General features: G+C 65.8%; 27 protein-coding genes. 18 read left to right on the top strand and 9 right to left on the bottom strand.

Features of this window, described 5'->3' with window-relative positions:
• The first annotated feature begins 9 nt into the window (after positions 1 to 9).
• The 4 genes from F9K07_RS06890 to F9K07_RS06905 are packed head-to-tail and all read left to right on the top strand — an operon-like array spanning position 10 to position 4,090.
• Positions 10 to 1,149 carry an acyl-CoA dehydrogenase family protein gene (locus tag F9K07_RS06890; protein ID WP_159590684.1) on the top strand — a complete coding sequence of 380 codons (1,140 nt, stop codon included), beginning with the start codon at positions 10 to 12 and terminating at the stop codon, positions 1,147 to 1,149.
• Positions 1,146 to 2,408, top strand: a complete 1,263-nt coding sequence (locus F9K07_RS06895; protein ID WP_159590686.1) for a CaiB/BaiF CoA transferase family protein — start codon at positions 1,146 to 1,148, stop codon at positions 2,406 to 2,408. Before F9K07_RS06890 ends, F9K07_RS06895 begins: the two co-directional genes overlap by 4 nt.
• Positions 2,405 to 3,154, top strand: a complete 750-nt coding sequence (locus F9K07_RS06900; RefSeq protein WP_159590688.1) for an electron transfer flavoprotein subunit beta/FixA family protein — start codon at positions 2,405 to 2,407, stop codon at positions 3,152 to 3,154. Before F9K07_RS06895 ends, F9K07_RS06900 begins: the two co-directional genes overlap by 4 nt.
• Positions 3,155 to 4,090, top strand: coding sequence for an electron transfer flavoprotein subunit alpha/FixB family protein (locus F9K07_RS06905; protein ID WP_159590690.1), 936 nt, complete (start codon positions 3,155 to 3,157; stop codon positions 4,088 to 4,090).
• Positions 4,091 to 4,101: 11 nt separating this feature from the next.
• On the opposite strand, the gene F9K07_RS06910 is transcribed toward F9K07_RS06905, so the two are convergent.
• Positions 4,102 to 5,106: a YeiH family protein gene (locus tag F9K07_RS06910; protein ID WP_268894758.1), complete on the bottom strand. Its 1,005-nt coding sequence runs from the start codon at positions 5,104 to 5,106 to the stop codon at positions 4,102 to 4,104.
• A 150-nt stretch (positions 5,107 to 5,256) separates the two neighbouring features.
• On the opposite strand from F9K07_RS06910, the gene F9K07_RS06915 reads away from it, so the two are divergent.
• A complete protein-coding gene (locus tag F9K07_RS06915) occupies positions 5,257 to 6,186 on the top strand; it encodes a LysR family transcriptional regulator (protein WP_159590692.1) in 930 nt (309 codons plus the stop codon).
• A 5-nt stretch (positions 6,187 to 6,191) separates the two neighbouring features.
• Positions 6,192 to 6,767, top strand: coding sequence for a transcription elongation factor GreB (gene greB / locus F9K07_RS06920; RefSeq protein WP_159590694.1), 576 nt, complete (start codon positions 6,192 to 6,194; stop codon positions 6,765 to 6,767).
• On the opposite strand, the gene F9K07_RS06925 is transcribed toward greB, so the two are convergent.
• The 4 genes from F9K07_RS06925 to F9K07_RS06940 form a co-directional block, all read right to left on the bottom strand.
• Positions 6,755 to 9,004 (bottom strand): RelA/SpoT family protein, encoded by a 2,250-nt coding sequence (locus F9K07_RS06925; RefSeq protein WP_159590696.1) that lies wholly within the window; start codon positions 9,002 to 9,004, stop codon positions 6,755 to 6,757. The two genes, greB and F9K07_RS06925, sit on opposite strands and share 13 nt — an antisense overlap.
• A gap of 132 nt (positions 9,005 to 9,136) precedes the next feature.
• On the bottom strand, positions 9,137 to 9,340 hold the full coding sequence (rpoZ, locus tag F9K07_RS06930; protein ID WP_137922257.1) for a DNA-directed RNA polymerase subunit omega: 204 nt from the start codon (positions 9,338 to 9,340) through the stop codon (positions 9,137 to 9,139).
• Positions 9,341 to 9,368: 28 nt separating this feature from the next.
• Positions 9,369 to 9,989: a guanylate kinase gene (gene gmk, locus F9K07_RS06935; RefSeq protein WP_159590698.1), complete on the bottom strand. Its 621-nt coding sequence runs from the start codon at positions 9,987 to 9,989 to the stop codon at positions 9,369 to 9,371.
• 2 nt (positions 9,990 to 9,991) lie between these two features.
• Positions 9,992 to 10,927 (bottom strand): YicC/YloC family endoribonuclease, encoded by a 936-nt coding sequence (locus F9K07_RS06940; RefSeq protein ID WP_159590700.1) that lies wholly within the window; start codon positions 10,925 to 10,927, stop codon positions 9,992 to 9,994.
• Positions 10,928 to 10,992: 65 nt separating this feature from the next.
• Here F9K07_RS06940 and F9K07_RS06945 point away from each other — a divergent pair, with 65 nt between their 5' ends.
• From F9K07_RS06945 to hemW, 5 genes are all read left to right on the top strand, one after another.
• Entirely contained in the window at positions 10,993 to 12,000 is a 1,008-nt protein-coding gene (locus tag F9K07_RS06945) for a serine/threonine protein kinase (RefSeq protein ID WP_066268004.1), read from the top strand.
• The gene (locus F9K07_RS06950; protein ID WP_159590702.1) at positions 11,997 to 12,896 is read left to right on the top strand and encodes a PP2C family protein-serine/threonine phosphatase; all 900 of its coding nucleotides are present in this window, start codon (positions 11,997 to 11,999) and stop codon (positions 12,894 to 12,896) included. Before F9K07_RS06945 ends, F9K07_RS06950 begins: the two co-directional genes overlap by 4 nt.
• Positions 12,897 to 12,915: 19 nt before the next feature.
• Positions 12,916 to 13,647: a ribonuclease PH gene (gene rph, locus F9K07_RS06955; RefSeq protein WP_159590704.1), complete on the top strand. Its 732-nt coding sequence runs from the start codon at positions 12,916 to 12,918 to the stop codon at positions 13,645 to 13,647.
• On the top strand, positions 13,648 to 14,271 hold the full coding sequence (gene rdgB / locus F9K07_RS06960) for an RdgB/HAM1 family non-canonical purine NTP pyrophosphatase (protein WP_159590706.1): 624 nt from the start codon (positions 13,648 to 13,650) through the stop codon (positions 14,269 to 14,271).
• 98 nt (positions 14,272 to 14,369) lie between these two features.
• On the top strand, positions 14,370 to 15,551 hold the full coding sequence (gene hemW / locus F9K07_RS06965) for a radical SAM family heme chaperone HemW (RefSeq protein ID WP_236581978.1): 1,182 nt from the start codon (positions 14,370 to 14,372) through the stop codon (positions 15,549 to 15,551).
• Here the strand turns inward: hemW and F9K07_RS06970 are convergent.
• On the bottom strand, positions 15,517 to 16,947 hold the full coding sequence (locus tag F9K07_RS06970) for a heavy metal sensor histidine kinase (RefSeq protein ID WP_159590708.1): 1,431 nt from the start codon (positions 16,945 to 16,947) through the stop codon (positions 15,517 to 15,519). The two genes, hemW and F9K07_RS06970, sit on opposite strands and share 35 nt — an antisense overlap.
• A complete protein-coding gene (locus F9K07_RS06975; protein WP_159590710.1) occupies positions 16,944 to 17,627 on the bottom strand; it encodes a heavy metal response regulator transcription factor in 684 nt (227 codons plus the stop codon). Before F9K07_RS06975 ends, F9K07_RS06970 begins: the two co-directional genes overlap by 4 nt.
• A gap of 204 nt (positions 17,628 to 17,831) precedes the next feature.
• On the opposite strand from F9K07_RS06975, the gene F9K07_RS06980 reads away from it, so the two are divergent.
• The gene (locus tag F9K07_RS06980; RefSeq protein ID WP_159590712.1) at positions 17,832 to 18,194 is read left to right on the top strand and encodes a DUF4148 domain-containing protein; all 363 of its coding nucleotides are present in this window, start codon (positions 17,832 to 17,834) and stop codon (positions 18,192 to 18,194) included.
• Between the two features lie 107 nt (positions 18,195 to 18,301).
• Here F9K07_RS06980 and F9K07_RS06985 read toward each other — a convergent pair whose 3' ends face one another.
• A complete protein-coding gene (locus F9K07_RS06985; RefSeq protein ID WP_159590714.1) occupies positions 18,302 to 18,922 on the bottom strand; it encodes a hypothetical protein in 621 nt (206 codons plus the stop codon).
• Positions 18,923 to 19,021: 99 nt separating this feature from the next.
• Entirely contained in the window at positions 19,022 to 19,996 is a 975-nt protein-coding gene (locus F9K07_RS06990) for a MerR family transcriptional regulator (RefSeq protein WP_159590716.1), read from the bottom strand.
• A 117-nt stretch (positions 19,997 to 20,113) separates the two neighbouring features.
• On the opposite strand from F9K07_RS06990, the gene F9K07_RS06995 reads away from it, so the two are divergent.
• From F9K07_RS06995 to F9K07_RS07020, 6 genes are read left to right on the top strand one after another with little or no spacing between them, the layout of a single operon-like run.
• A complete protein-coding gene (locus tag F9K07_RS06995; RefSeq protein WP_159590718.1) occupies positions 20,114 to 21,418 on the top strand; it encodes an NAD(P)/FAD-dependent oxidoreductase in 1,305 nt (434 codons plus the stop codon).
• Positions 21,415 to 22,245 (top strand): DUF1365 domain-containing protein, encoded by an 831-nt coding sequence (locus F9K07_RS07000; RefSeq protein ID WP_159590720.1) that lies wholly within the window; start codon positions 21,415 to 21,417, stop codon positions 22,243 to 22,245. Before F9K07_RS06995 ends, F9K07_RS07000 begins: the two co-directional genes overlap by 4 nt.
• Positions 22,242 to 23,462, top strand: coding sequence for an SAM-dependent methyltransferase (locus F9K07_RS07005; protein WP_159590722.1), 1,221 nt, complete (start codon positions 22,242 to 22,244; stop codon positions 23,460 to 23,462). The genes F9K07_RS07000 and F9K07_RS07005 overlap by 4 nt, the downstream gene beginning before the upstream one ends.
• A gap of 29 nt (positions 23,463 to 23,491) precedes the next feature.
• The gene (locus F9K07_RS07010; RefSeq protein WP_159596849.1) at positions 23,492 to 24,094 is read left to right on the top strand and encodes a chalcone isomerase family protein; all 603 of its coding nucleotides are present in this window, start codon (positions 23,492 to 23,494) and stop codon (positions 24,092 to 24,094) included.
• Positions 24,091 to 25,401 (top strand): MFS transporter, encoded by a 1,311-nt coding sequence (locus F9K07_RS07015; RefSeq protein ID WP_159590724.1) that lies wholly within the window; start codon positions 24,091 to 24,093, stop codon positions 25,399 to 25,401. The genes F9K07_RS07010 and F9K07_RS07015 overlap by 4 nt, the downstream gene beginning before the upstream one ends.
• Entirely contained in the window at positions 25,398 to 25,934 is a 537-nt protein-coding gene (locus F9K07_RS07020; protein WP_159590726.1) for a DUF3833 domain-containing protein, read from the top strand. Before F9K07_RS07015 ends, F9K07_RS07020 begins: the two co-directional genes overlap by 4 nt.
• Positions 25,935 to 25,939: the final 5 nt, after the last annotated feature.

A 25,939-nucleotide genomic window follows, 5' to 3' on the forward strand; every position in this document is an offset into this window, starting at 1 on the left:
GCTGTCGCGATGAACTTTGAACACACCGAAGACCGCCGCATGCTGGCGGACACCCTGGACCGCTTCGTGGCCGACCGTTGCGGCTTCGACCAGCGCAACGCCATCGCCTACGGTGAGGTGGGCATGTCGCCCGAACTGTGGGGCCAGCTCGCCGAACTCGGCGCCATCGCGGCGCTGTTTCCCGAGGCCGACGGCGGCCTGGGTGGCGCGGGATTCGACATTGCCGTGGTGTTCGAGTCCCTGGGGCGTGGCCTGGTGGTCGAACCGTTCCTGGGCGCACTCATGGTCGGGCGCGCGCTGAGCGCGGCAGGCACCGAGGCGCAGAAGGCGCTCATCGCCCAACTGATCGAGGGCAGCGCCACCGCCGCGTTGGCGCACGACGAACCCGGCGCGCACCACGAGCTCTCGCGCGTGAACACCCGCGCCAAGCGCCATGCGCAGGGGTGGACCCTCACCGGCGCCAAAGCCGTGGTGTTGCAAGGCATGCAGGCCCAGTGGCTGCTGGTGTCCGCGCGCACGAGCTGCGAAGCCGACAGCGCGCAGGGCATCTCGATGTTCCTCGTGCCCGCCGACGCCGCCGGTGTGGTGCGCCAGGGCAGTGGCCGCATCGACGGCGGTGGCGTGGCCGACATCGCGCTGAACCAGGTGCAAGTGGGTGCGCAGGCCTTGCTGGGCGCCGAAGGCCACGGCTTGCCGGTGCTCGAAGGCGCCGTGGGGTGGGGCGTGCTGGCGCTGTGCGCCGAAGCGCTGGGTGCGATGGATGTGGCCAAACGCGACACGCTGGAATACCTGCGCACGCGCAAGCAGTTCGGCGTGCCCATCGGCAGCTTCCAGGCACTGCAGCACCGCATGGCCGACGTGCTGCTCGAAGTGGAACAGTCGCGATCGGCGGTCATCAATGCCGCCGCCGCCATGGACGCCGAGCGCGTGGTGCGCGAGCGCGCCTTGTCGGCGGCCAAGTTCACCATCGGGCGCATCGGCGCGCGGGTGGCCGAAGAGAGCCTGCAATTGCACGGCGGCATCGGCATGACCTGGGAGCTGCCCTTGTCGCACTATGCCAAGCGCCTGGTGATGATCGACCACCAACTCGGTGACGAAGACCACCACCTGGCGCGCTACATGGCGCTGGGCCACGGGGCATTGGCATGACCCTCACCGATACGCACCACGACGGCATCGACTTCCCGCTCGACGGCGTGCGCGTGCTCGACCTCTCGCGCGTGTTCGCCGGGCCGATGTGCGGCCAGGTGCTGGCCGATTTCGGCGCGGAGGTCATCAAGGTGGAGCACCCGGCTCGGGGCGACGATACGCGCGACTGGGGCATGCGCATCGGCCAGACCGAGACCACCTACTTCAACGGCATGAACCGCAACAAGCGCTCGGTCACGCTGGACCTGCAGACGCCCGAAGGTCTGCAGATCGTGCACGACCTGTTGCCGCAGTGCGATGTGGTGCTGCACAACTTCAAGACCGGCGGCGCCGAGAAGCTGGGTGTGGGCTACGAACAGCTCAGGGCCTTGCGCCCCGACCTGGTCTATTGCGCCGTGGCCGGTTACGACACCAGCGGTCCCGAGGCCAGCCGGCCGGGTTACGACCTGGTGATCCAGGGCGAGGCCGGCCTCATGGCGCTCAACGGCGAGGCCGATCGGCCGCCGCTGAAATTCGGCGTGGCCGTGGTGGACCTCATCACCGGCATGTACGCGGCGCAGGCCGTGCTGGCCGCGCTGTTCCGCCGCGAACGCACAGGCAAGGGCCGGCTGATCGAAATGGCCTTGTACGACTGCGGCCTGTCGGTCACGGGTTACTACGGGCTGGACGCATTGCAGTTGGGCCACGATCCGGCGCGCTTTGGAAACGCCCATCCCTCGATCGTGCCGTATGGCATGTTCGAAGCGGCGGACGGCCCCTTGATCATCGCGGTGGGCAACAACGCGCAGTTCGACAAGTTCTGCCGCCAGGTAATCGGGCGCGCGGACATTGCCGACGATCCGCGCTTTTCCACCAACGTGGCGCGCTCCCGCCACCGGCACGAACTGCTGCCTTTGCTGACCGCGCTGCTGCGCACGTTCGAGCGCGATGTGTTGCTGCAGCGCATGACGGCCACGGGCATTCCCTGCGGCAAGGTGGCCGGCCTGCACGAGGCCCTGACCAGCGAGCGCACGCGCCGTGGCGGCCTGGTGCGGGACATGCCGCACCCCGTGGCGGGCAGCACCCCGGTGTTTGCGCCGCCGTACCGCCTGGATGGCCAGCGCCTGCCCATCCGCAGCGCACCCCCCACGCTGGGCGAAGGCACCCGCGAGGTGTTGCAGCAACTGCTTTCGATGAGCGACGCGCAGTTGCAGCAATTGCAGCAGCGCGGTGTGCTCACACTCCCTTCCACTTCTCAACCAGGAAAGATCCTTTCATGAAAGTTCTCGTCCCCGTCAAACGCGTGGTGGACTACAACGTCAAGGTGCGCGTGAAGAGCGACGGCAGCGGTGTGGACATCGCCAACGTCAAGATGAGCATGAACCCGTTCGACGAGATTGCGGTCGAAGAGGCGGTGCGTCTGAAGGAGAAGGGCGTGGTGACCGAGGTGATCGCCGTTTCCTGCGGCGTGGCGCAATGCCAGGAAACGCTGCGCACGGCGATGGCCATTGGCGCGGACCGCGCGATCCTGGTGGAGACCACCGAAGAACTGCAACCGCTGGCCGTGGCCAAGCTCTTGAAGGCCTTGGTGGACAAGGAACAACCGCAACTCATCATCCTGGGCAAGCAAGCCATTGATGACGATTGCAACCAGACGGGCCAGATGCTGGCCGCGCTGGCCGGTCTGCCGCAAGCCACCTTCGCCAGCAAGGTCGAAGTGGCCGACGGCAAGGCCAACGTGACGCGCGAAGTCGACGGCGGGCTGGAGATGCTGGCGATCACGCTGCCGGCTGTTGTCACCACCGACCTGCGTTTGAACGAGCCACGTTACGTGACGCTGCCCAACATCATGAAGGCGAAGAAGAAGCAGTTGGACGTTGTGAAACCCGAAGACCTGGGCGTGGATGTGAAGCCGCGCATCAAGACGCTCAAGGTGAGCGAGCCGCCCAAGCGCGGTGCGGGCATCAAGGTGCCCGATGTGGCCACCCTGGTCGACAAACTCAAGAACGAAGCGAAGGTGATCTGAATGTCTGTACTCGTCATAGCCGAACACGACAACGCCAACATCAAACCGGCGACCCTCAACACCGTGACCGCTGCAGCCCAATGCGGTGGCGACGTGCACGTGCTCGTGGCCGGGCACCACGCGGCCGAAGCGGCCAAAGCGGCTGCCGCCATTGCCGGCGTGGCCAAGGTGATCCATGCCGACGCTCCGGGCTTCGAACACGGCCTGGCCGAGAACGTGGCCGCGCAGGTACTGGCCCTCGCGGGCAACTACAGCCACATCCTGTTCCCCGCCACCGCCGGTGGCAAGAACGTGGCCCCGCGCGTGGCCGCTGCGCTGGACGTGGGGCAGGTCAGCGACATCACCAAGGTCATCAGCGCTGACACCTTCGAGCGCCCGATCTACGCGGGCAACGCCATCGCCACGGTGCAGGCCACCGACGAGAAGAAGGTGATCACGGTGCGGACGACCGGCTTCGACCCGGCCGCGGCCAGCGGTGGCAGCGCGGCGGTGGAAACCGCCACGGCCGCACTGGGCGAAGGCAAGAGCTCCTTCTTGGGCAGCGAGATCGCCAAGAACGACCGCCCCGAACTCACCGCCGCGAAGATCATCGTCTCCGGTGGCCGTGCGCTGGGCAGCAGCGAGAAGTTCAACGAAGTGATGACGCCCTTGGCCGACAAGCTCGGTGCGGCCATCGGTGCCAGCCGCGCTGCGGTGGACGCGGGCTATGCGCCCAACGACTTGCAAGTGGGCCAGACCGGCAAGATCGTGGCGCCGCAGCTCTACATCGCCGCCGGCATCTCCGGTGCCATCCAGCATCTGGCGGGCATGAAGGACAGCAAGGTGATCGTGGCGATCAACAAGGACCCGGAAGCACCGATCTTCTCGGTGGCCGACTACGGCCTGGAGGCCGACCTGTTCACCGCTGTGCCCGAGTTGGCCAACACCCTCTCTTGAAGTCTTGAGGATCAGGAACGCATCAGGATGATGGCGAGGACGAATCCCGCCATCCACAGGGTTTCGACCACCAGCAAGGCCATGGGCTTCCAGCCGGTGGTGGCGAGTTGTTCGAACGAGGTTTTCATCCCGAGCGCCGCGATGGCGATGATGAGGCAGGCACGGGAAACGTCGTTGAGGCCGCTGGCCACGGACGCGGGCACGGCGCCCACGGAATTGAGGATGACCAGCGCCACGAACACCCACAGGAACCAGGGCACCAGCGGCGGGCCGCTCTTCGACGGCTCGCTGGCGCTGGCCTCGCGCTCGCGCTTGAACAGCACGGACACGATGACCACCACGATGGCCAGCATCGATACCCGGAACAGTTTGACGATGGTGGCGTGGTCGCCCGCGACCGGTCCCAGCGTGTAGCCCGCGCCCACCACCTGCGCCACGTCGTGGATCGAGCCGCCCAGGAACAGGCCGGCCATCTCGGGCGGCAGGCCGAGCAGTTTGGCGATCAGCGGGTAGAGCACCATCGCCACGGTCGACAGGACGGTCACGGTCACGACGACCATGAGGGTGAAGCGTTCGCTGTCCTTGTCGCGCGGCAGGACGGCCGAGATGGCCAGCGCGGCGGAGGCCCCGCAGATGGCCACCGCACCGCCGGAGAGCACCGACTGCGCGCGGCCCAGGCCCAGCGCGCGGCCCAGCAGCACGCCGCACAGCAGCGTGGTCACGACCGCGCCGATGACAATGGCGGCGGTGCTCCAGCCCAGGCTGGCGATCTGGTCGGCCGTGATGCGCGCGCCCAGCAGCCCGACGCCCAGGCGCAGCACGGCTCGCGAACAGAACTCCACGCCGGGGCGCGTCTTGGCATCGTGGCTGAGGTAGTGAAAGGCAATGCCCACGAAGAGCGCGTACAGAAACGGGGGGCCGCCGTACAGGGTGGTGACCAGTGTGGCCGCCATGGCCATCACGCAGGACAGGGCCGTCCCCGGGATCAGCCGCTGCGCCTGCTGACGCCAAGCGATCCATCGGCTCGGGTCTGCGGTGGGGGCGGGTGAGGACGGGGTTTGCACGAAGCTCTCTTTTCTTGTGGATTGCGCCGTGGGGCATGGCGTGTCGATGACCAGATCGTAGGACGATGTCGTAAAAGAAAAAAGCGACTAATATCGGTCGAAATGATCGATAAAACCAATCATTCAATGGGCCAGACCAACGCCAGACTGCGCCTGACGCTGCGCCAGCTGGAGGTCTTTCTGGCCATGGCGCACGCGGGCAGCACCCGCGCCGCGGCCCACCGCATTGCACGCTCGCAGTCCGCGGCCAGTACCGCGTTGGCCGAGCTGGAGGGCGCGCTCGGTGTCGAGTTGTTCGACCGCATCGGCCGTCGCCTGCAGCTCAATGAAAACGGGCGGGCGCTGTTGCCCAGGGCGCAGGCCCTGATCGAACAGGCGACCGAAGTGCAGACCCTGTATTCCGACGAACACGCCGCTCCCATGCGCGTGGCCGCGAGCTTCACCATCGGCGAATACCTGCTGCCCGACCTGGTGTCGCAGTGGACGCAACTCCACCCGCGCAGCCAGATCCAGCTGCGCATCTGCAACACCAGCGAAGTGGTGGAGGCGGTGGCCGCGCTGGAGGTCGATGTCGGTTTCGTGGAAGGGTCTCAGACGCACGCCGACCTGGTGGTGCGGCCCTGGCTGGCCGACGAGATGGTGGTGGTCGCCGCGCCAGGCCATCCCTTGGCGCGGCAGCGCGCGACGCTGCGCCAGCTGGCCGAGGCCACCTGGGTGATGCGCGAACCCGGTTCGGGCACGCGCCAGGTGGCGGACAAATGGCTGCTGAGCCACCTGGGGCAGGTGCACGTGGGCTTCGAGTTGGGCAGCACCGAGGCCATCAAGCGCGTGGTGGCCACCAGCGACGCGCTGGGCTGCCTGTCGCGGCAGGCGGTCGAGCAGAGCGTGGCGGATGGCCGCCTGGTGGTGTTGCGCACCCGCCTGCCCAAGGCGAGCCGCCAGTTGGCCGTCGTGTTGCACCGGGGCAAGCGGCTGGCGCGCGCGACAACCGACTTTCTGGCGCACTGCGGCGCCGCCGAACTGGCACAGTAGACCCCATGAGCAAGGCATTCACACGAGAGAGCGACACCGATGACGACGAGGGTGAGGGCGCGCCCGCCGCAGCGCCAGTACCCGGAGGCAAGAACTACATCACCCGTGCGGGCTACCAGCGCCTGCGCAGCGAGCTGCTGGGGCTGATCGACGACGAACGTCCCAAGATCGTCGAGATCGTGCACTGGGCTGCCAGCAATGGCGACCGTTCCGAGAACGGTGACTACCTGTACGGCAAGAAGCGCCTGCGCGAGATCGATCGCCGCATCCGCTTTCTCACCCGGCGCATGGAGATCGCCGAAGTCGTGGACACGTCGCTGCATTTCGGTGGCGACCAGGTCTTCTTCGGTGCCACCGTGACCTATGCCGACCACGAGGGTGAGGAAACCACCGTCACCATTCTGGGTGTGGACGAAGCCGATAGCGCCCAGGGCCAGATCAGCTGGGTGTCGCCGGTGGCGCGCGCCCTGCTCAAGGCCCGTGTGGGAGACGTGGTGCGCCTCATGGTCCCCGGCGGGGCTCAGGACCTCGAGGTGTTGTCGGTGGACTATCCGGACCCTGCTGAGTCTCAGGGTTTGTAGCGCTGCGCCTTGATCACCGAGGTGGTGCGCTTGAGGTTGCGCAACACATCGGCCAGGTGCTGGCGGTCGCGCACCGCCACCAGGAAGCGGATGTCGGTCGCGGTCTGCGCGGGTTCATCGCCCATGTCCACGTGGGTGATGTCGGCCTCGGCCGCCGCGATGCTGGCGGCCACCCGCGCAAGCACGCCCTTGCCGTTGGTGACCGTGACCACGACGGTGGTGTCGAACTGGCGCACCGGCTCGTCGGCCCATTCGACTTCCAGGAAACGCTCGCCGTCGCGCAAGCGCAGGCGCTTGCCGGTCGGGCAATCGTCCGCGTGCACCACCAGGCCTTCGCCCCGGCCCAGGTAACCCACGATGCGATCGCCTGGAATCGGCTTGCAGCACGGCGCGTACTGCACCGAGGAGCCTTCGCTGCCGTCCAGGGTGACCACGCCTTGCGACACCGATTCGTTGTGCCCACTGCCATAGCGCTCGGTGCTGATGAGCACGGCATCGGGCTTGAGACCCGTCTCGGCCAGCAGCACGGCCAGCTTCTTGCCCACCATGTTGGCGATGCGCTTGCCCATGCCGATGTCGGCGAGCAGTTCGTCGCGCGTCTTGTTGCCGGTGAAACGCAGCAGTTTTTCCCAGGACGCCTGGTACGGGCCGTCTTCCGCCGGCAGCGTGGCAATGCCCTCGGAGCGCAAGGCCTGGCTGAGCATGCGCTCGCCCAGGTCGTGCGACTTCTCCTGCGCGGCGGTTTTCAGGTGGTGCCGGATCTTGGAGCGCGCGCGCCCGGTCTTGACGAAGGACAGCCAGGTCGGGTTCGGCTCGGCCTTCTCGGCGGTGACGATCTCCACCACGTCGCCATTGGCCAGTTCGGTGCGCAGCGGGCGCTGTTCGCCGTTGATGCGGGCCGAGACCGTGTGGTTGCCCACGTCACTGTGGATGGCGTAGGCGAAGTCCATCACCGTGGCGCCGCGCGGCAGCGCCATGATCTTGCTCTTGGGCGTGAACACGTAGACCGCATCGGGAAAGAGGTCGATCTTGATGTGGTCCCAGAATTCGGCGGCGTCGTGCGTCTCCTGCTGAATGTCCAGAAGGGACTGCAGCCACTGCGTGCCCAGGCGTTGCGACGTGTCGCTGTCGGGATCGCTGGCCTTGTACAGCCAGTGCGCCGCGACGCCCGATTCGGCCACCACGTCCATCGAATGGGTGCGCAACTGGAATTCGATGTTGGTGCCGAAAGGCCCGATCAGCGTCGTGTGCAGCGATTGATAGCCGTTGACCTTCGGAATCGCCACGTAGTCGCGAAACTTGCCGGGCAAGGGCTTGTAGAGTTGGTGCAGCACGCCCAGGCCGGTGTAGCAGTCGCTCAACTCGGGAACGATGATGCGAAAGCCGTAGATGTCGGTGACCTGCGAGAACGAGAGGTGCTTGCTGTCCATCTTGCGGTAGATGGAGTACAGCGTCTTCTCCCGTCCCATGATGCGCACGCTCATGCCGTGGCGCACGAAATCGGCCTCCACCTCGCGCTGCACGCGCGCAATGAGGTCGCGCCGGCGGCTGCGCGATTTGTTCGAGGCCTTGGACAGCACCTCGTAGCGCCAGGGATGCAGGAAGCGGAACGCCAGGTCCTGCAGTTCGCGGTAGGTGAAGTTCAGGCCCAGGCGGTGCGCGATGGGCGCATAGATTTCCAGCGTTTCGCTGCTGATGCGCTTCCACTTCGAGCGGGGCATGTCGCCCATGGTGCGCATGTTATGCGTGCGGTCGGCCAGTTTGATCAGGATGACGCGCACGTCCTTGGCCATGGCCAGCAGCATCTTGCGGAACGACTCGGCCTGGTTCTGTTCGCGGGTGTCGAACTCGAGCTTTTCCAGCTTGGTCAGCCCATCGACCAGATCGGCGACCGGCGATCCGAACCGCTGGACCAGGTCTTCCTTGGTGACGCCGCAATCTTCGATGGCGTCGTGCATCAAGGCCGCCATCAGGGCCTGGGCGTCGAGCTTCCATTCGGCGCACTGGGCAGCGACCGCGATCGGGTGGGTGATGTAGGGGTCACCGTTCTTGCGCAACTGGCCCAGGTGCGCCTCGTCGGCAAAGCGGTAGGCCTGGCGGATGCTTTCGATGTCGGCCGGGCTCAGGTAGTCGAGCTTGCCCAGGAGCGCGGCAAAACTGGCCGCAGCGGCGCTCGCGGCCGGGTGTGCCTGCTGCGTGGAAGGCTGAAGGGTGCCGTTGTCAACCTCGGTGCTCATCCTGCTACTTTAGCGCGTGAGCGCATCCCCTCGTTGCAGGCGCGTATAAGCCTGCGCGGCGCACCGATCGCCATGGGCAAAAAAAAACACCGCGATGCGGTGTTCTTTTGTGCCCGAGGGCTCTGCCCAAGTTCAGAGGGGGACCTTCTTGAGCATTTCCAGGCCGACTTTGCCCTCCGCGATTTCACGCAGGGCGGTCACGCCGGGCTTGTTCTTGCTTTCGATCTTGGGCGCGTGTCCCTGGCTGAGCATGCGCGCGCGGTAGGTCGCGGCCAGCACCAGCTGAAAGCGGTTGGGAATCTGTTCCAGACAATCTTCGACGGTGATGCGGGCCATGGGCGTGCCTTTGGAAATATGCGGTGGATCAAAGAATGTTGAGCGCCTTGAAGGTATCGCCGCGGGCGATACGCTGGGCGGCAAACTTGAGCCGCTGGGCGTGGACGATGGCCTTGAGATCAAACAGGGCCCGCTCGAACAACTCGTTGATTATAACGAAGTCGAATTCCCGGGCAGACGACATCTCGGCCGCCGCATTCTTCAGGCGCAGCTCGATGATCTCGGGGGCGTCTTCGGCGCGGCGCTCCAGGCGCGAGCGCAACTCCTCCCAGCTGGGCGGAAGAATGAAGATCAGCACCGCGTTGGGAAAGATGCGCTTGACCTGGATGGCGCCCTGGTAGTCGATCTCCAGCACCACATCCGCCCCTTGGGCCATGCGCTGCTCGATGGCGGTTTTGGAGGTGCCGTAGCGGTTGCCGTGCACCTTGGCCCACTCCAGGAACGCGCTTTGAACGACCATCTGGTCGAAGGTCTCGTTGCTGACAAAGTAGTACTCGCGTCCGTGCAACTCCTGGCCGCGAGGGGCTCGCGTGGTGTGCGAGACCGACGGCACCACGCGCGAGTCGAGCTCCATGAGCGCCTTGACGAGACTGGACTTGCCCGCCCCACTGGGGGCGGCGACGACAAACAGATTTCCGGGATATTCCATGCTTACTCGATGTTCTGGACCTGCTCGCGCATCTGCTCGATGAGCACCTTCATGTCCACCGAGATCCGCGTGAGCTCCAGGTTGGACGATTTGGAGCCCAGGGTGTTGGCTTCGCGGTGCAACTCCTGGATCAGGAAGTCCAGCCGCTTGCCGACTTCGGCGCCTTTTTTCAGCAGCCGCTCGATCTCGGTCAGGTGCGAGTCCAGGCGCGTAAGTTCTTCGGCCACATCGATGCGGATGGCAAACGCGGTCGCTTCCGTGAGGGCCCGGTCCTGAGCGGATTCGGCCGACACGGTGGTTCCCGTGGTCGCTCCGGGTGTGCCCGCGCTCAAGGCTTCGTTCCAACGGTCCAGGAAGCGCTGGCGTTGCTGCGCGACCAACTGCGGGATCAAGGGCTGCGCGGTCTTCGCCAGTTCGCGCAGCTGGCCCAGCCGGTCCAGCAGCATGGCCGCCAGCCGTTTGCCTTCGCGCTCGCGGGCCGTGCTCAGGCCTTCCAGCGCGGTTTGCGCGGTGCTCAGCAAGGTGTCGTTGAACTCGCCCGCCACGCCTTGCTGGCGCGAGGTGAGCTGCAGGATATCGGCCACCGAGAGTGGCGCGGCCGTGGGCAGCCAGGCCCGTACGTTGTCTTGCAGGCCGACGAGCTTCTGCAGGTCCAGGGCGCTGGGCGGGCGGGGCAGGGCGTCGTTGCGGCCCTCGACCCAGGCACGCACCTCCACCTTGCCGCGTTTCAGGCGCGCGCCCAGCATGTCGCGCAGCGCCGGTTCGGCGGCCCGAAGGTCGTCGGGAAGCTTGAAAACGAGGTCAAGGAATCGGCTGTTGACCGAGCGGATTTCAATGCCGACGCCACCGCGCTGTTCGCGGCTGGACTCGGTGCCGGCCGGTGCCGAAGACCCGCTGGAGTGGGCCGTCGCGTAACCGGTCATGCTGTAAACTGCCATGGACTTTGCCCCAATCTGGGTGAGTGAGTGGTCCAAAACAAGGCGTTCCGGAATCCAGCCGAATTATGTCAAAGGTCAAACCCGCCCCGCTGCCCCCGGACACCGTGATCGGTGGTTACCGCATTGTTCGCAAGCTGGCTGCCGGCGGTTTTGGCGTGGTGTACCTGGCGGTGGATACCGAAGGCCAGCAAGTGGCGGTCAAGGAATACCTGCCTTCGTCGCTCGCCTCGCGAGGCCCCGGTGAATTGCTGCCCCAGGTGCAACCGGAAAAGCTTTCGCTGTACCGCCTGGGTCTCAAAAGCTTCTTCGAAGAAGGGCGCGCGCTGGCGCAGATTTCCCACCAGTCGGTGGTGAGCGTGCTCAACTTCTTCCGCGAGAACGAAACCGTCTACATGGTGATGAACTTCCTGGAGGGCGCCTCCCTGCAGGAGTTCATCATCACCGCGCGCGAGCTCAAGAAACAGAAGGTGTTCCGCGAGTCCACCATCCGCTCTCTGTACGACGAAGTGCTGCGCGGCCTGCGCATCGTGCACCAGCACAAGATGCTGCACCTGGACATCAAGCCGGCCAACATCTTCGTGACGGACGACAACCGCTCGGTGCTGATCGACTTCGGCGCCGCGCGCGAAGTGCTGAGCAAGGAAGGCAACTTCATCCGCCCGATGTACACACCCGGCTTTGCCGCACCCGAGATGTACCGGCGCGACTCGTCCATGGGGCCGTGGACCGACATCTACGCCATCGGCGCCTGCATCTACGCCAGCATGCAGGGCTACCCGCCCAACGACGCGCCGCAGCGCCTGGAGAAAGACCGGCTCTCGCTGGCGCTTTCGCGCTTGCGCGGCGTCTACTCCGACAACCTCATCGAGGTGGTCGAGTGGTGCATGTCACTGGACCCGTTGTCGCGTCCGCAATCGGTGTTCGCGCTGCAGAAAGAGCTGAGCCGCGAAACCGAGCGCAGCTACACCAAGCTCACCGTGGCCGAAAAAATGCGGCTGCAGTTCGACAACATCGTCTCGGACAACAAGAAGTCCTTGCGCAAGTCCACCAACGCCGCGACCAAATTTCGATGAAGTTTTCGGTCTACCAGATCAGCCGCCAGGGAGGCCGCGAGCGCAACGAAGACCGTATGGGCTATGTCTATACGCGTGAGTCGGGCCTCTTCGTGCTCGCCGACGGCATGGGCGGACACCCCGAAGGCGCAATGGCCGCGCAATTGGCGCTGCAGACCTTCTCGGCCTACTTCCAGAAGGCCGCGAACCCCACGGTGCGCGAGGTGCCCGAGTTTCTTTCCAGCGCGCTGATGGCGGCGCACCACCAGATCATTCGCTACGCCGCCGAAAAGGGCATGCTCGATACGCCGCGCACCACGCTGGTGGCTGCGGTGATGGAACGTGGCCACGTGCATTGGGTGCACTGCGGTGATTCGCGACTGTATGTCGTGCGCCAAGGCGAAATGCTCACGCGCACGCGCGACCATTCCTACATGGAGCAGCAACAGCACCTGGGGCGCTCCACCGATCACATCAACCGCAATATTCTGTTCACCTGCCTGGGCTCACCCGCCAAGCCGGTGTTCGATCTGTCCGGCCCGGTGCACCTGATGCAGGGCGACCGCGTGCTGCTGTGCTCGGACGGCCTGTGGGGCACGGTGAGCGATGAGGAAATCACGTCCGAGCTGTCCAAGCGGCCGCTCGAACAGGCGGTGCCCGAGTTGGTGGAAATGGCCCTCAAGCGGGGCGGGCCGCGTTGCGACAACGTGACCGTGCTCGCGATGGAGTGGGAGACGGCCGACGAATTCCAGTCCACGCGCGTGACGACGGACGACATCGAGGACGGCGTGTTCCAATCCACCATCCAGTCGGGCGTGCCCGATCCGACCATGGAAGACATGGACGACGCGGCCATCGAGCGATCGATCGCCGAGATCAATGCCGCGATCCGCCGCACGGCCGAACGCAACTCCTGAATTTCTTCTGAGGTTTCCCATGAGCGATACGAACCGACCCGGCCAACGGGCCGCCGATGCTTTGCGCGCCGTGCGCATCACCCGCGACTACACCATCCACGCCGAAGGCTCGGTGTTGATCGAATTCGGCCGCACCTTGGTGCTGTGCACCGCATCGGTGGAAGAAAAAGTGCCACCGCACAAGCGCGGCAGCGGCGAAGGCTGGGTGACGGCCGAATACGGCATGTTGCCGCGCGCCACCCACACGCGCAGCGACCGCGAGGCCGCCAAAGGCAAACAGAGTGGGCGCACGCAGGAAATCCAGCGCCTGATCGGCCGCTCGCTGCGTGCCGTGTTCGACCTGAAGGCGCTGGGCGAGCGCACGATCGCGCTCGATTGCGACGTGCTGCAGGCCGATGGCGGCACGCGTACCGCGAGCATCACCGGGGCCTTCGTGGCGGCGCACGACGCGGTGTCCAAGCTCTTGGCCGCCGGCAAGCTCACCGCCTCGCCGATCAAGGACCACGTGGCCGCGATCTCGGTCGGCATTCTGAATGGGCAGGCCTTGCTCGACCTGGAGTACGTGGAAGACGCCGCCTGCGACACCGACATGAACGTGGTCATGACCGGCGCCGGACACTTCGTGGAAGTGCAGGGCACGGCCGAAGGCGCGGCCTTCACGCGCAGCGAAATGAACACGCTGCTGGGCCTGGCCGAAAAAGGCATTGGCGAACTCGTGGCATTGCAGCGCCAGGCGCTGGGGTTGACATAAATGAAGCTGGTGCTGGCCTCCAACAACCCGGGCAAGCTCGCCGAGCTGCAGGCGCTGTTCGCGCCGCTGGGCGTGGAGCTGGTGCGGCAGTCCGACCTGAACATTCCAGAAGCGCCTGAGCCGCACCGCACCTTCATCGAGAACGCGCTGGCCAAGGCGCGCCACGCGGCGCGCGAAAGCGGCCTGCCGGCGCTGGCCGACGATGCCGGCCTGTGCGTGGAGGCCTTCGGCGGCCTGCCGGGCGTGGACACCGCCTACTACGCCACGCAGTTCGGCTACCCCAAGGGCGACGGCAACAATGTGCGCGCCTTGCTGGAGCAGATGGCCCACGTGAGCGACCGCCGCGCCGCGCTCGTCAGCACCCTGGTGGCCCTGCGCAGCGCGGACGACCCCGAACCCCTCGTGGCCAGCGGCCGCGCACCCGGTCTCATCACGCAGCAGCCCATCGGTGACAACGGCTTCGGCTTCGACCCGGTGATGTACCTGCCAGCCTTCGGCAAGACCTTCGCGCAACTGCCCACCGAGGTGAAGAACGCGAACAGCCACCGTGGTCGCGCGGCGCAGGCCATGCTCGAACTGATGCGCGAACGCTGGTTCGCGCCCGCGCCCACCGACGCGCCATGAGCGAATCCACCGGCGTGCCGATGTCCTGGCCCGGCGGCCCATCGGCGTCGACCAGCCCGAGCGCGGTGGACGCGACGTGGAACGACGTGCGCCACTGGATGCGCCCGGGCACCTTGCAACTGCAAAGCCTGCCGCCGCTCTCGCTCTACATCCACCTGCCCTGGTGCCTCAAGAAGTGTCCCTATTGCGATTTCAATTCGCACGAGTGGGCGGCCACCGCCGCACCCGGAGAGGTCTTGCCCGAAGCCGCATACCTGGAGGCCTTGCGCGCCGATCTCGCGGCTTCGCTGCCGCTGATCTGGGGCCGCACGGTGCACAGCGTGTTCATCGGTGGTGGTACGCCCAGCCTGTTTTCCCCTGAGGCGATCGATCGGTTGATCGGCGATGTGCGCGCCCTGCTGCGGCTGGAGGCCGACGCCGAGATCACGCTCGAAGCCAATCCGGGCACGTTCGAGAAAGACCGTTTCCGCGCCTTTCGCGCGGCCGGCGTGACGCGCCTGTCGATCGGCGTGCAGAGTTTCAACGACGCGCACTTGAAGGCGCTGGGCCGGGTGCATGACCGCGAGCAGGCCATGGCCGCGGTGGCGGAAGCCGCGCAGGCCTTCGACACCTTCAACCTCGACATCATGTACGCGCTGCCCGGGCAGACGCTGGCCGATTGCGAGGCCGACATCCGCACGGCGCTGTCGTTCGAGCCGCCGCACATTTCCATCTACCACCTCACGCTCGAACCCAACACCTACTTCGCCAAGTACCCGCCCGCCCTGCCGCCGGAAGACGAGGCTTGGGACATGCTGGACCGCATCACCGAGCTCACGCGCGAGGCGGGCTTGCAGCGCTACGAAGTCTCGGCCTACGCGCGGGAAGGGCACGCCTGCTGGCACAACACCAACTACTGGCAGTTCGGTGACTACTTGGGCATCGGGGCCGGAGCCCACAGCAAGCTCAGCTTCGCGCACCGCGTGGCGCGGCAGGTGCGCGCGCGCGAACCGCGCCTGTACATGGAGCGTGCCTTGGCCGGCAACGCCGTGGTGAGCGCCGAAGAGGTGCCGCGCAAGGCACTGCCGTTCGAGTTCATGCTCAACGCCTTGCGGCTCAAGGACGGCTTCACCTTGCTCCAATTCATGGAACGCACAGGCCTGCCGCTCTCCAGCATTGCGCCCGCATTGGCCCAGGCAGAACAGAAAGGTTTGATCGCGCGCGACGCCATGCGCGTGTGGCCGACCGAGCGCGGCTTCGACTTCCTCAGCGACCTGCAGGAGCTGTTTCTGGCCGACTGAGCGGCGCGCCCGCGTGCAGTGTGAATCCGACGCGTGTGATGCCGCCGCCGGACTCTGCCATCGGCGTGCCGTCGTGCATGCGCGCGATCGCCGCGACGATCGACAGGCCCAGGCCGTGGTGGGGCTTCGCCAGCTCGCAGCGCGAGGCATCCGCACGGAAGAAGCGGTCGAACATGCGCGGCAGATGCGACGGGTCGATCTCGGGCCCGGCATTCTCCACCCACAGCTGCAAGCCCTGCCGGTCACCGGACGCTTTGGCGATGCGCACGCACAGCTGTGAGTTCGGATGGGCGTATCGGATGGCATTGCCCAGCAGGTTCGACATGGCGCGCTTGACCAGCGGCTCGTCCATGGGCAATCGGGCATCGCCGTCGATGGACACGCTCAGGCCGTGCTCTTCCATGGGGGCTTCGTGGAATTCCACCACCTGCCGCACCACCTCGGCCATGCTGACGGCGGCACCACGCCGGGCCTTGACGCCGCGGTCGGCCTGCGCCAGGAACAGCATGTCGTTGACGATGGCCGCCATGCGTTGCAGCTCCTCCAGGTTGGAGACCAGCGTTTCTTCCAGTTCGGCCACGCTGCGCTCGCGGCTGAGCGCGACCTCGGTCTGGCCGATCAGGTTGGCCAGGGGCGTGCGCAGCTCATGGGCGACATCGGCATTGAAACCTTCAAGCTGGACATAGGTGCGCTCGACCCGTTGCATCAGGCCGTTGAACTGGTCGACCACGGGTTGCAGCTCGACGGCCGGCTCGGCCAATGCAATGCGCTGGCCCATGCGCCGCGCATCGATGGCCTTGGTTTGCGCGGCCAGATCCAGCAGCGGGCGCAAGCTGCAGCGCACACGCCAGAACGTGCCCCAGCCCACGAGCGCCCCGCCGGCCAGCACGGTGCCGATGAGCATCAAGGCCATGCGGCGTGCCGTCTTGGCGTCCTGCGAACAATCGAGCAGCAATTGGCCTTTCAGCGTGCCGCTGGATTGCGTTGGCACCGAAAATTCCATGCCGCGAGCGGTTGACTGTGTGACATCGAAATGGGGCGATGCGTCGCGGTAGAACGCGCTGCCGTCGGCACGCTGGATCTGCACGAAGGTCGAGGGGTTGCGCTCGGCCAGCCAGGCCAGCTTGGTTTTCATTTCGGCCTCGCCGCCTTGTTCGTCGGCGTTGCGCAGCACCTCGACCAGCACGTTGCTGTACTTGCGCAGCTCTTCGTCGTGCTTGGCAATGAAGAGCATCGAGGTTGCGCCATAGATGAACGCCAGCAGCACCCCCAGCCCGATCACGGTTTGCACCGCCAGCAACAGCGACAGACGCCGGCCGATGGAGTAGGTGCATGGTGTCTCCACCGGTTTGTCGACCAGCACCGGCGCGCTGGTGTCCAGTGTGGTGGTGTTCATGCGCGCTCCTCCAGCACGTATCCCATGCCGCGCACGTTGTGCAGCAGCTTGGGCTTGAAGGGATCGTCCATCTTCGAGCGCAGGCGCCGCACGGCGACTTCGACGACGTTGGTGTCCGAGTCGAAATTCATGTCCCAGACCTGCTCGGCAATGGTGGTGCGCGAGAGGATCTGCCCCTTGCGGCGCGCCAGCAGCGCGAGCAGGGCGAATTCCTTGGCGGTGAGGTCCAGGCGCTGGCCGGCGCGCCAGGCTTTGCGGCTGATCAGGTCCATCTCCAGGTCGCTCACGGCCATGCGGGAGGTGGTGGCTTCGGCCACCACGGCGGGGCCCCTGCGCAGCAGCGCAGCGACGCGGGCCAGCAGCTCGGAAAAGGCAAAGGGCTTGACGAGGTAATCGTCCGCGCCCGCTTGCAATCCCTGAACCCTGTCCTCGACCCGGTCGCGCGCGGTGAGCATCAGCACCGGTGTGTTGCGCTTCTCGCGCAGCGCCGCGAGCACACCGAAGCCGTCGATGCCGGGCAACATGATGTCGAGCACCAGCAACTGGTAATCGCCTTCGAGCGCGAGGTAGCGGCCTTCGATGCCGTCGCGCGCCACGTCCACGGTGTAGCCGGCCTCAGAGAGACCGCGCTTGACGTAGTCCGCCAGCTTGGATTCGTCTTCAATGACCAGCACGCGCATCGGGATGACTCGGTGATCGGGTGGAGGAACAAGGCGGCAAAGGCCTTGCGGGAACATGAATTGTCGCGGAATCGCCTTTTTTGCTGGATTACGAATCCGTAATTCTGGCGTTCTGAAAATGACAGACCCGGTTTCTACAGTCTCTCCTGTGCCACACACGACGTGGTGCACAGGTCCTCTCAACAACCCGCTCAAGGAACCATCATGATCCGCTCGACCCGCATCCTCCTGCCCCTCGTTTTGACCGCTGTTGCTGGTGCCGCCATGGCCCAGAGCGCGCCCCTGACCCGTGCCGACGTGCAAGCGCAAGCCATTGCCGCCCGCGATGCCGGTCACTTCGAAAACATGGACACGCCACGACTGGTCGTGCCCACCGGCTTCGCCAAGACCCGTGCGCAAGTGATGGCCGAGACCGCCGCAGCCCAACGCCTGGGCCTGGTGAACAACAGCGAATTCCCCAAGACCGCGACGCCCGAGCAGTCTGAGCAAATCCGTCTGGCAGGCCTGCGCGCCATTGGCCAGACGACCGACCTCGCCCAGAACCCGGCTCAGAACGTCGTGCAGTGATGCGCAAGTATTGTGGCCATCCGGTGGGGTGGCTTGGATGCCCCTGACTGACCTTCCAAGCCATTGCGCCGGATGAGCTGCATCCACTACCTCGTGAGGCGCGGCCTTCAACGGTCTCGCAGTTCGGAAAAGTCGCTTAGCGAAGCCTTGAACGAATCGATCCAGTCCCGCCGCGTGGTGGGTTCGTCGCGCGAGGCCAGCACCAGCAGGGCGTTGACCAGCGTGAACATGACCAGCCAGACGGTCAATGCCACCAGCAGCACGAATTCGAGCGCCACCGTGCCGTTCCAGACCCGGGCGATGCCCAGGAACGCGCAGTAGAACCAAAGGCCGTTGGACAACGACACGCTGGCCGCTACGAGCATCCAGTCACGGCGTTTCCAGCGCGACACCGGCTTGGCCCGGCTGAGCACGGGAAACACCCCCCAGTGCAGTACCAGCGCGTTGAGCGTGAGCACCACCACCAGCGCAATCTTGGCCTGCAGCTTGGGGTTGTTGCTCAAGTAGTCTGGCACTTCCAGCTGATGCAGGGCGATCAAGGCCGCGCCTGTCAGGTACAGCACGACCATGGCCACCGAGACGATGCGGGTTTCCAGGCGCTCGGGCGGTGGAATGACCACACGGTAGCCCACGGCACGCGCGACCAGCCGCAGGTCGGTCAGAACGATGGTGCCGATCGCCGCGCAAGTGGCCAGCAGATGCAGGAAGACCAGCAGGGTGAGAAGCATGGTGTGGCGACCGTTATATACCCGTGGCAGTAGGGCTGGCGCACTGTAGCAAGCACAGTGCCAATATGCAACGCGTGGCGCGGCAAATCCTGCGCAGGGTCAATGCGTGTGGCGCCACTGCGCCACCAAGGGCTGCAAGCCCGACAAATGCCGCACGGCACTGACACCGGTCAGCGCCGAGGGGTATAGCGCGGGGCACGCGCCACCCACCCACAGCGCGGTGGATGCCGGCAGTCGTGCGCGCAGCTCGCGCAGGCTGGTCCGCACGATGGCGGCTTTGTGCAGACTGCTGAAACTCAGCGCCACCACATCGGCCTGATGCGCCCGCGCCGCCTCGGCGATATCGGTCAGCGGCGTCTGCGTGCCCAGCGACACGCAAGTGCAACTCTCCAATGCCAATAGCGCCTCAACCATCAGCAGCCCCAGACTGTGCTGCTCTTGCGGCACGGTGGTGAGCAGCACCTTCGGACCTTGTGGTACAGCCAGAGAGGGGAGCGAGGCAATCGCATGGCGCAGCACACCCGTGATGACTTCGGTGTACAGATGTTCTTCAAAGACTTCAAAGCGCCCCTGTGCCCAGGCTTCGCCTACTGCGGTGGTCAACGGCGCCACCAGATCGATCACGAAAGGCGCAAGCCCCATGCGCAACTGGGCATGGCTGAGGCCCTGCCGAAGGGCGCGTGGGTCGTGCGAGCCAATGGTGTGGAGGAGCTCCTCGACGATTGGATTGTCGGTTGTGTCGGATTTATTTGTCTTGGACAAAAAGCTACGCGGCGTGGGAGTTTGCCGCGCCAACAGCGTCTGTAGTGCAGCGTGATCCAGGCCAACCACCTTACCGGGACGCAGGCCTGTATCCAGCAGCCGAACAATCATTCTCAGCAATTGCACGTGTTCTGCGCTATAGAGCCGGTCGCCCGAGGAATTGCGGGATGGCATGGGAAATCCGTAGCGTCGCTCCCATGCGCGCAGCGTGTCTTTGCCCAGGCCGGTCTCACGCTCAACGGTCGCAATCGGCAAGCCGGTGTCACCGGATACGGATGTAGTGGGGGCTGTCAGCGGGGGTGGGGAGTTCATGCTTGGAGTGATGCAGTTACATAATTGTCTAGGACAAAACGAGTTTTGTCTAGTACATTACGCCACACGGGCCGAGCCACTGTGCGCCAAGGTCCAGCACCACAATCGGAAAAGGCCATGAACGTTGCAGTCATCGGATCGGGGATTTCGGGCTTGGCGGCCGCACACCGTCTGCGTGGGGACGTGCGGGTAACGCTGTTCGAGGCAGGACGCTATTTCGGTGGGCACACCCACACCGTGGATGTGTCCTTGCCGGACGTCCATGGCCAAGCCGTGACGCATGGGGTGGACACCGGCTTCCTGGTGTTCAACGAGCGCACCTATCCCGGCCTGATCGCCTTGCTGAGCGAGCTGCAGGTGCCTACCGCTGCGTCGGACATGTCGTTTTCTGTCCGGGTGCCCGGTGCGGGGGCGCTGGGCGCGGGGGCGCTCGAGTGGAGCGGCTCTACGCTTGCGACGGTGTTTGCCCAGCGGCGCAATCTGCTGCGCCCGCGCTTTTTGGGCATGCTCTCTGAGTTGCTGCGCTTCAACCGACTGTGCACCGCGCTGGCCGATAGAGGCCTGGAGCAGGAATTGGCGCAGCCGCTGGGCGACTTCCTGGACCAGCACGGCTTTGGCATGGCGTTTCGCCACTGGTATTTCCTGCCTATGCTGGGTTGTATCTGGAGCTGCCCGACCGACCAGATGCTGCGCTTTCCCGTGGCCACCATGGTGCGCTTTTGCCACAACCACGGTCTGATTCAGGTGCAAAACCGGCCACAGTGGCACACCGTGGCGGGTGGCGCGCGCCAGTATGTCCAGGCCATCGTGCAAGGGCTGGACGCGCGCCTGGCAACCCCGGTCAGGGCCATCGAACGCAACGCCGCCGGCGTGCTCATCCACACCGGCAACGGTGTGGAGCGCTTTGATGCTGTAGTGCTCGCCGTGCACAGCGACCAGGCCCTGCGCCTGCTGGCACAGCCCAGTGCCGCCGAGCAGCGGGTGCTCGGCGCCATCCGTTACCAGCCCAACCGCGCCGTGCTGCACACCGACACCCGGGTGATGCCCAGGCGCCGCGCTGCATGGGCGGCGTGGAACTATGAGCGCGCGGCAGATGCTGCGCAGGAGTCGGCCCGTGTCTGTTTGCACTACTGGCTCAACCGCCTGCAGCCCTTGCCGTTTGCCCAGCCGGTGCTGGTATCGCTCAACCCGGTGAATCCCATCGACCCCGCGCAAGTGCTGGGTGAATTCGAATACGACCACCCAGTGTTCGACCTGGCGGCCCTGAGTGCGCAAAAACAAGTGCCCCAACTGCAGGGCGCGCAGCGCACCTGGTTTGCCGGCGCCTGGACAGGTTACGGATTTCATGAGGACGGTCTGCAGTCGGGCTACCGTGCGGCAGATGCGCTGCTGGAGCAGATGCGTCATCGGGAGGCCGCATGACCTTTGCCGTCTCCTGCACGGGTGCGCAGATTCATGTACCGCACATTGGCTTCGGCCATGTCTGGCATACCCGGCTGCGCCCGCGCAGGCACCGCTTCATCGTGCCCACGTTTTTCCTGCTATTGCCCATGCGCACGCTGCGCGAGAGGCCCGAGGCCGCAGGGGTGCTCGCGCTCAACCGCGCAGGCGCGTTGTCGTTTCGCGACGCCGACCATGGCGGCGGCATGGGTCCGCAGCACGGTGGCGCACTGGCCTGGCTGGACGGGCTGCTGCAGGCCGAAGGCATCACCGATGCGCAAGGCGAAATCTGGCTGCAGTGCTATCCGCGTGTGCTGGGCTACAGCTTCAAACCGGTGAGTTTCTGGTATTGCCACCGCGCGGACGGCAGCCTGAGTGCCATCGTGGCCGAGGTGAACAACACTTTTGGTGAGCGCCACGCCTACCTGCTCGACCACCCCAGCTATGGCCAGGAGCTGCAGGCGCGCAAGGCATTTCATGTCTCACCTTTCTGCGCCGTCGACGGTGGCTACCGCTTTGAGTTTCGCCGAGGCGGGGCGGATGGCTTGCAATCGGCACAGGTGCGCATCGACTACCACGATGCACAGGGGCCGGTACTGCTCACCGGCATGGCCGGGCGGCTGGAGCCGCTGACCGCCGCCAGCCGCCGTCGCGCCCTGTGGCGCTATCCGCTGCTCACGGTGGGCGTCATGGCCCGCATTCTCTGGAATGCGCTGTTGTTGTGGCTCAAGCAAGTGCCCTTGCACAGCAAACCGCGGGCGCCGGCCTCGCCTGTTTCCAGTTCATCTGCATTCAACGACCGACCATGAACACGAGCACCACAACCTTGCCGCTTCATTTGCCTGCGGGCCTGCCCGCCAGTGCGCGGCACACCCTGCGCCTGCTGCAACGCCTGCAGCACGGCACCTTGCACCTGGAGCTGCCCGACGGCAACACCCTGCAATTGGGCCGGGGCGGCTATCCCCACGCCAGCATGCGCTTGCACGACTGGCGGGTGTTTGCAGCGGTTCTGCGCTCGGGCGACATCGGTCTGGCCGAGGGCTATATCGATCGCCACTGGAGCACACCGCACCTGGCCGACCTGCTGCGCCTGCTGATGGCCAATCGCGACGCGCTGGAGTCGCTCGTCTACGGCGCTTGGTGGGGACGGCTGGCCTACCGCCTGCGCCACTTGCTCAACCGCAACACGCGCTCCGGCAGCCGGCGCAACATCCACGCCCATTACGACCTGGGCAATGCGTTCTACACGCTATGGCTGGACCCGAGCATGAATTACTCGTCCGCCTGGTTCCAGGGAAATCTGGACGGCGACCTGACCCAGGCGCAGCATGCCAAGGTGCGCCGCGCCCTGCAAAGCGCCGGCGTACGGCCGGGCAGCCGCGTGCTGGAGATTGGTTGCGGCTGGGGCGCGTTGGCCGAGATGGCCGCGGGCGAGTTTCAGGCCCATGTGACCGGCGTGACGCTGTCCACCGAGCAACTGTCGTTTGGTCAGCAGCGCCTGCACCAGGCAGGGCTGGCCGAGCGGGCCGAGCTGCGCTTGCAGGACTACCGCGACATCCCGGACGCGCCGTTCGATGCCATTTGCTCCATCGAAATGGTCGAGGCCGTGGGCCAGGCTTATTGGCCCAGCTACTTTGGCACGGTGGCGCGGTTGCTCAAGGCGGGCGGGCGCGCTTGCGTGCAAAGCATCGTCATCGACGACGCGCTGTTCGACCGCTATGTGCAGGGCACGGACTTCATTCAGCAATACGTGTTTCCCGGCGGCTGCCTGCCCAGCCCGGCGCGCTTTCGCGAGGCCGCGCAACAAGCCGGGTTGCGCGTGGTGGAGGAGTTGGCCTTCGGCGCCGACTACGCCGAAACCCTGCGCCGCTGGCATCGCCAGTTCACGCAACAGCACGCCCAGGTGTCGGCGCAGGGCTTTGATGCGAAGTTCTCGCGCACCTGGGAGTTCTACCTCGCGTACTGCGAAGCCGCGTTCGACAGCCGCAATATCGACGTGGTGCAGTTCACGCTGGTGAAAGATTGAAAAAGGGAAACCGCGTGCCATCGATGCACATGCCTTTGCACCACTGCTCACTGCTGAATCGCCTGGCACGCGCCCGTGTGCTGGCCATAGCGGTGGCCCTTGCCTGCGCTGCCGCAGCACCCGATGCGGTTGCGCAAGACCCCGTGGCGCCACCCGCCTTCGTACGCCAGGCGCTGCCCGAGGTCACGCTGTGGGGCCAGGGGCAGTTGCGCTTTCTCGGGCTGAGGATTTACGACGCCCGCCTGTGGGCACGCCATGGGTTCGAGGCCGCCGACTTTGGCGCCCACGCACTGGCGTTGGAGTTGACCTACCACCGCAGCTTTACAGGTGCCTCCATCGCCCAGCGCTCCATCGAGGAGATTGAGCGCCAAGGTGAGCTGGCGCCCGCTCAGGCTCAGCTCTGGCTGAAGGCGCTGGCGGCCCTGCTGCCGGACGTTCAGCCGGGCGACCGCCTCACCGGCCTTTACCAACCCGGCCAGGGCATGCGCCTGTGGCGTGGCCAGCAGGCGCTGGGTGCGATCGACGAAGCCGAGCTGGCGCGCCGCTTCGTGGGCATCTGGCTGTCGCCGCGCACCTCCGAACCCGGCCTGCGCAGCGCCTTGCTGGCGCGCAAGCCAGGAGCCGGGCCATGATCCGCGCCCTGCCGGCGGAGGCCTCGCAAACGCTGTCTTGGCGCGCCGGCCTGGCCTATGGATTGCTGGGACTGCCATTGGCCTTCGCCGCACTGCCACTGTATGTGGTGCTGCCGCATTACTACGCCAGCCAACTCGGCCTGCCGCTGGCCACCGTGGGGGCGTTGCTGATGCTGGTGCGGCTGATGGATGCGGGGGCCGACCCGCTGCTGGGACGCTTGAGTGACGCGATGTATCGCCGCACCATGTCTGTGGTGTTGTGGGTGGCTGGCGCCTCGGCAGTGCTCTTGGGCGGCGGCATGGCGGCGCTGTTCTTTCCGTGGGTGAAGGGGCCGACGGCACTGGCAACGTGGATGGTTGCGGGGCTGTTGTTCACCTGCCTGGCGCACAGTCTGCTGGTCATTGCCCACCAGGCCTGGGGTGTGCGCCTGGGGGGCGACGGCGTGCAGCGCAGCCGGATCGTGTCTTGGCGTGAGGGGCTGGGGCTGGTGGGCGTGGTCACCGCCAGCGCGCTTTCGGTGGCCTGGGGTGCGGGCCCCATGCTGGGGGTGTTCGCGCTGGCACTGCTGGCCGGTTGGCTGGCGCTCTGGCGGGCACCGCGTCCACCATCTGCGACCAAGTCGCATGAAGGGCACGGGCCGCGCCATCTCCAACTCTGGCAACCGCTGACCCAAAAGCCCTTTCGCCGATTGCTGACCGTGTTCTTGTGCAATGGCATCGCCAGCGCCATACCAGCCGCGCTGATGCTGTTTTTCGCCCAGGACCGGTTGCTGGCTTCGCCCCCGCAGATCGCGCTGTTTCTGGTGCTGTATTTCGTCAGCGGTGCGCTGTCCATGCCCGCCTGGCTGCACGTGGTGCGCCGCTTCGGGTTGGAGCGGGCGTGGTTGGCCGGCATGCTGCTGGCCGTGGCCTGCTTCGGATGGGCCGCCGCTCTGCAAGGTGGGCAGGTGGTGATCTTTGCCGTGATCTGCGTGCTGTCCGGCGCTGCGCTGGGAGCCGATCTGGCGGTTCCGGGTGCGCTGCTGGCCTTGCTGGTCGAGCGCCAAGGTTCTCAGGGCGCGCACGAGGGCACCTACCTGGGCTGGTGGAACCTGGCCATCAAACTCAACCTGGCGCTGGCAGCCGGGGCAACGCTGCCGCTGTTGCAATGGCTGGGCTATGTGCCCGGCAGCCAAGACGCACAGGCCTTGCAACGCCTGGCATGGATTTATGCGCTACTGCCCTGTGCGCTCAAACTGATGGCCGCCTGCTTGCTGCATCGGCTGTTGATCGCTTCCAGAAACCCGACCCAAGGAGCTACCCCGTGAACACGCGCCGCCATGTCCTTTTTGCCCTGCTCGCGGGATCGGCCGTGCTCGCGGGGTGTTCCAGCCCTCGGGTCAGCGACTACGCCCAGCAGCAACCCAAGCTGGAGCTCGACCGCTATTTCAATGGCCGCGTTCATGCCCATGGCATTTTTCAAAAGCGCGGCGGTGAGGTAGTACGCCGTTTCACCGTGGTGATGGACTGCCGCTGGAATGGCAACCAGGGCGTGCTGGACGAGGCCTTTGCCTATTCAGACGGCACGACCGAACGCCGTGTCTGGCGTTTGACCAAACACGCAGACGGGCGCTACACGGGGCGCGCCGACGACGTGGTGGGCGAGGCCCAAGGGCAGACATCGGGCAACGCCTTTCGCTGGAACTACACGCTGCGACTGCCCGTGGACGGCAAGACGTACGACGTGCAGTTCGACGACTGGATGTACCTGATCGACGAGCGCGTGATGCTCAACCGCGCCACCATGAGCAAGTTTGGCGTCACCCTGGGCGAAGTGCTGTTGTCGTTCAACAAGGAATAACCAAG

The organism is Hydrogenophaga sp. BPS33 (assembly GCF_009859475.1).
Classification (GTDB): Bacteria; Pseudomonadota; Gammaproteobacteria; order Burkholderiales; family Burkholderiaceae_C; genus Hydrogenophaga.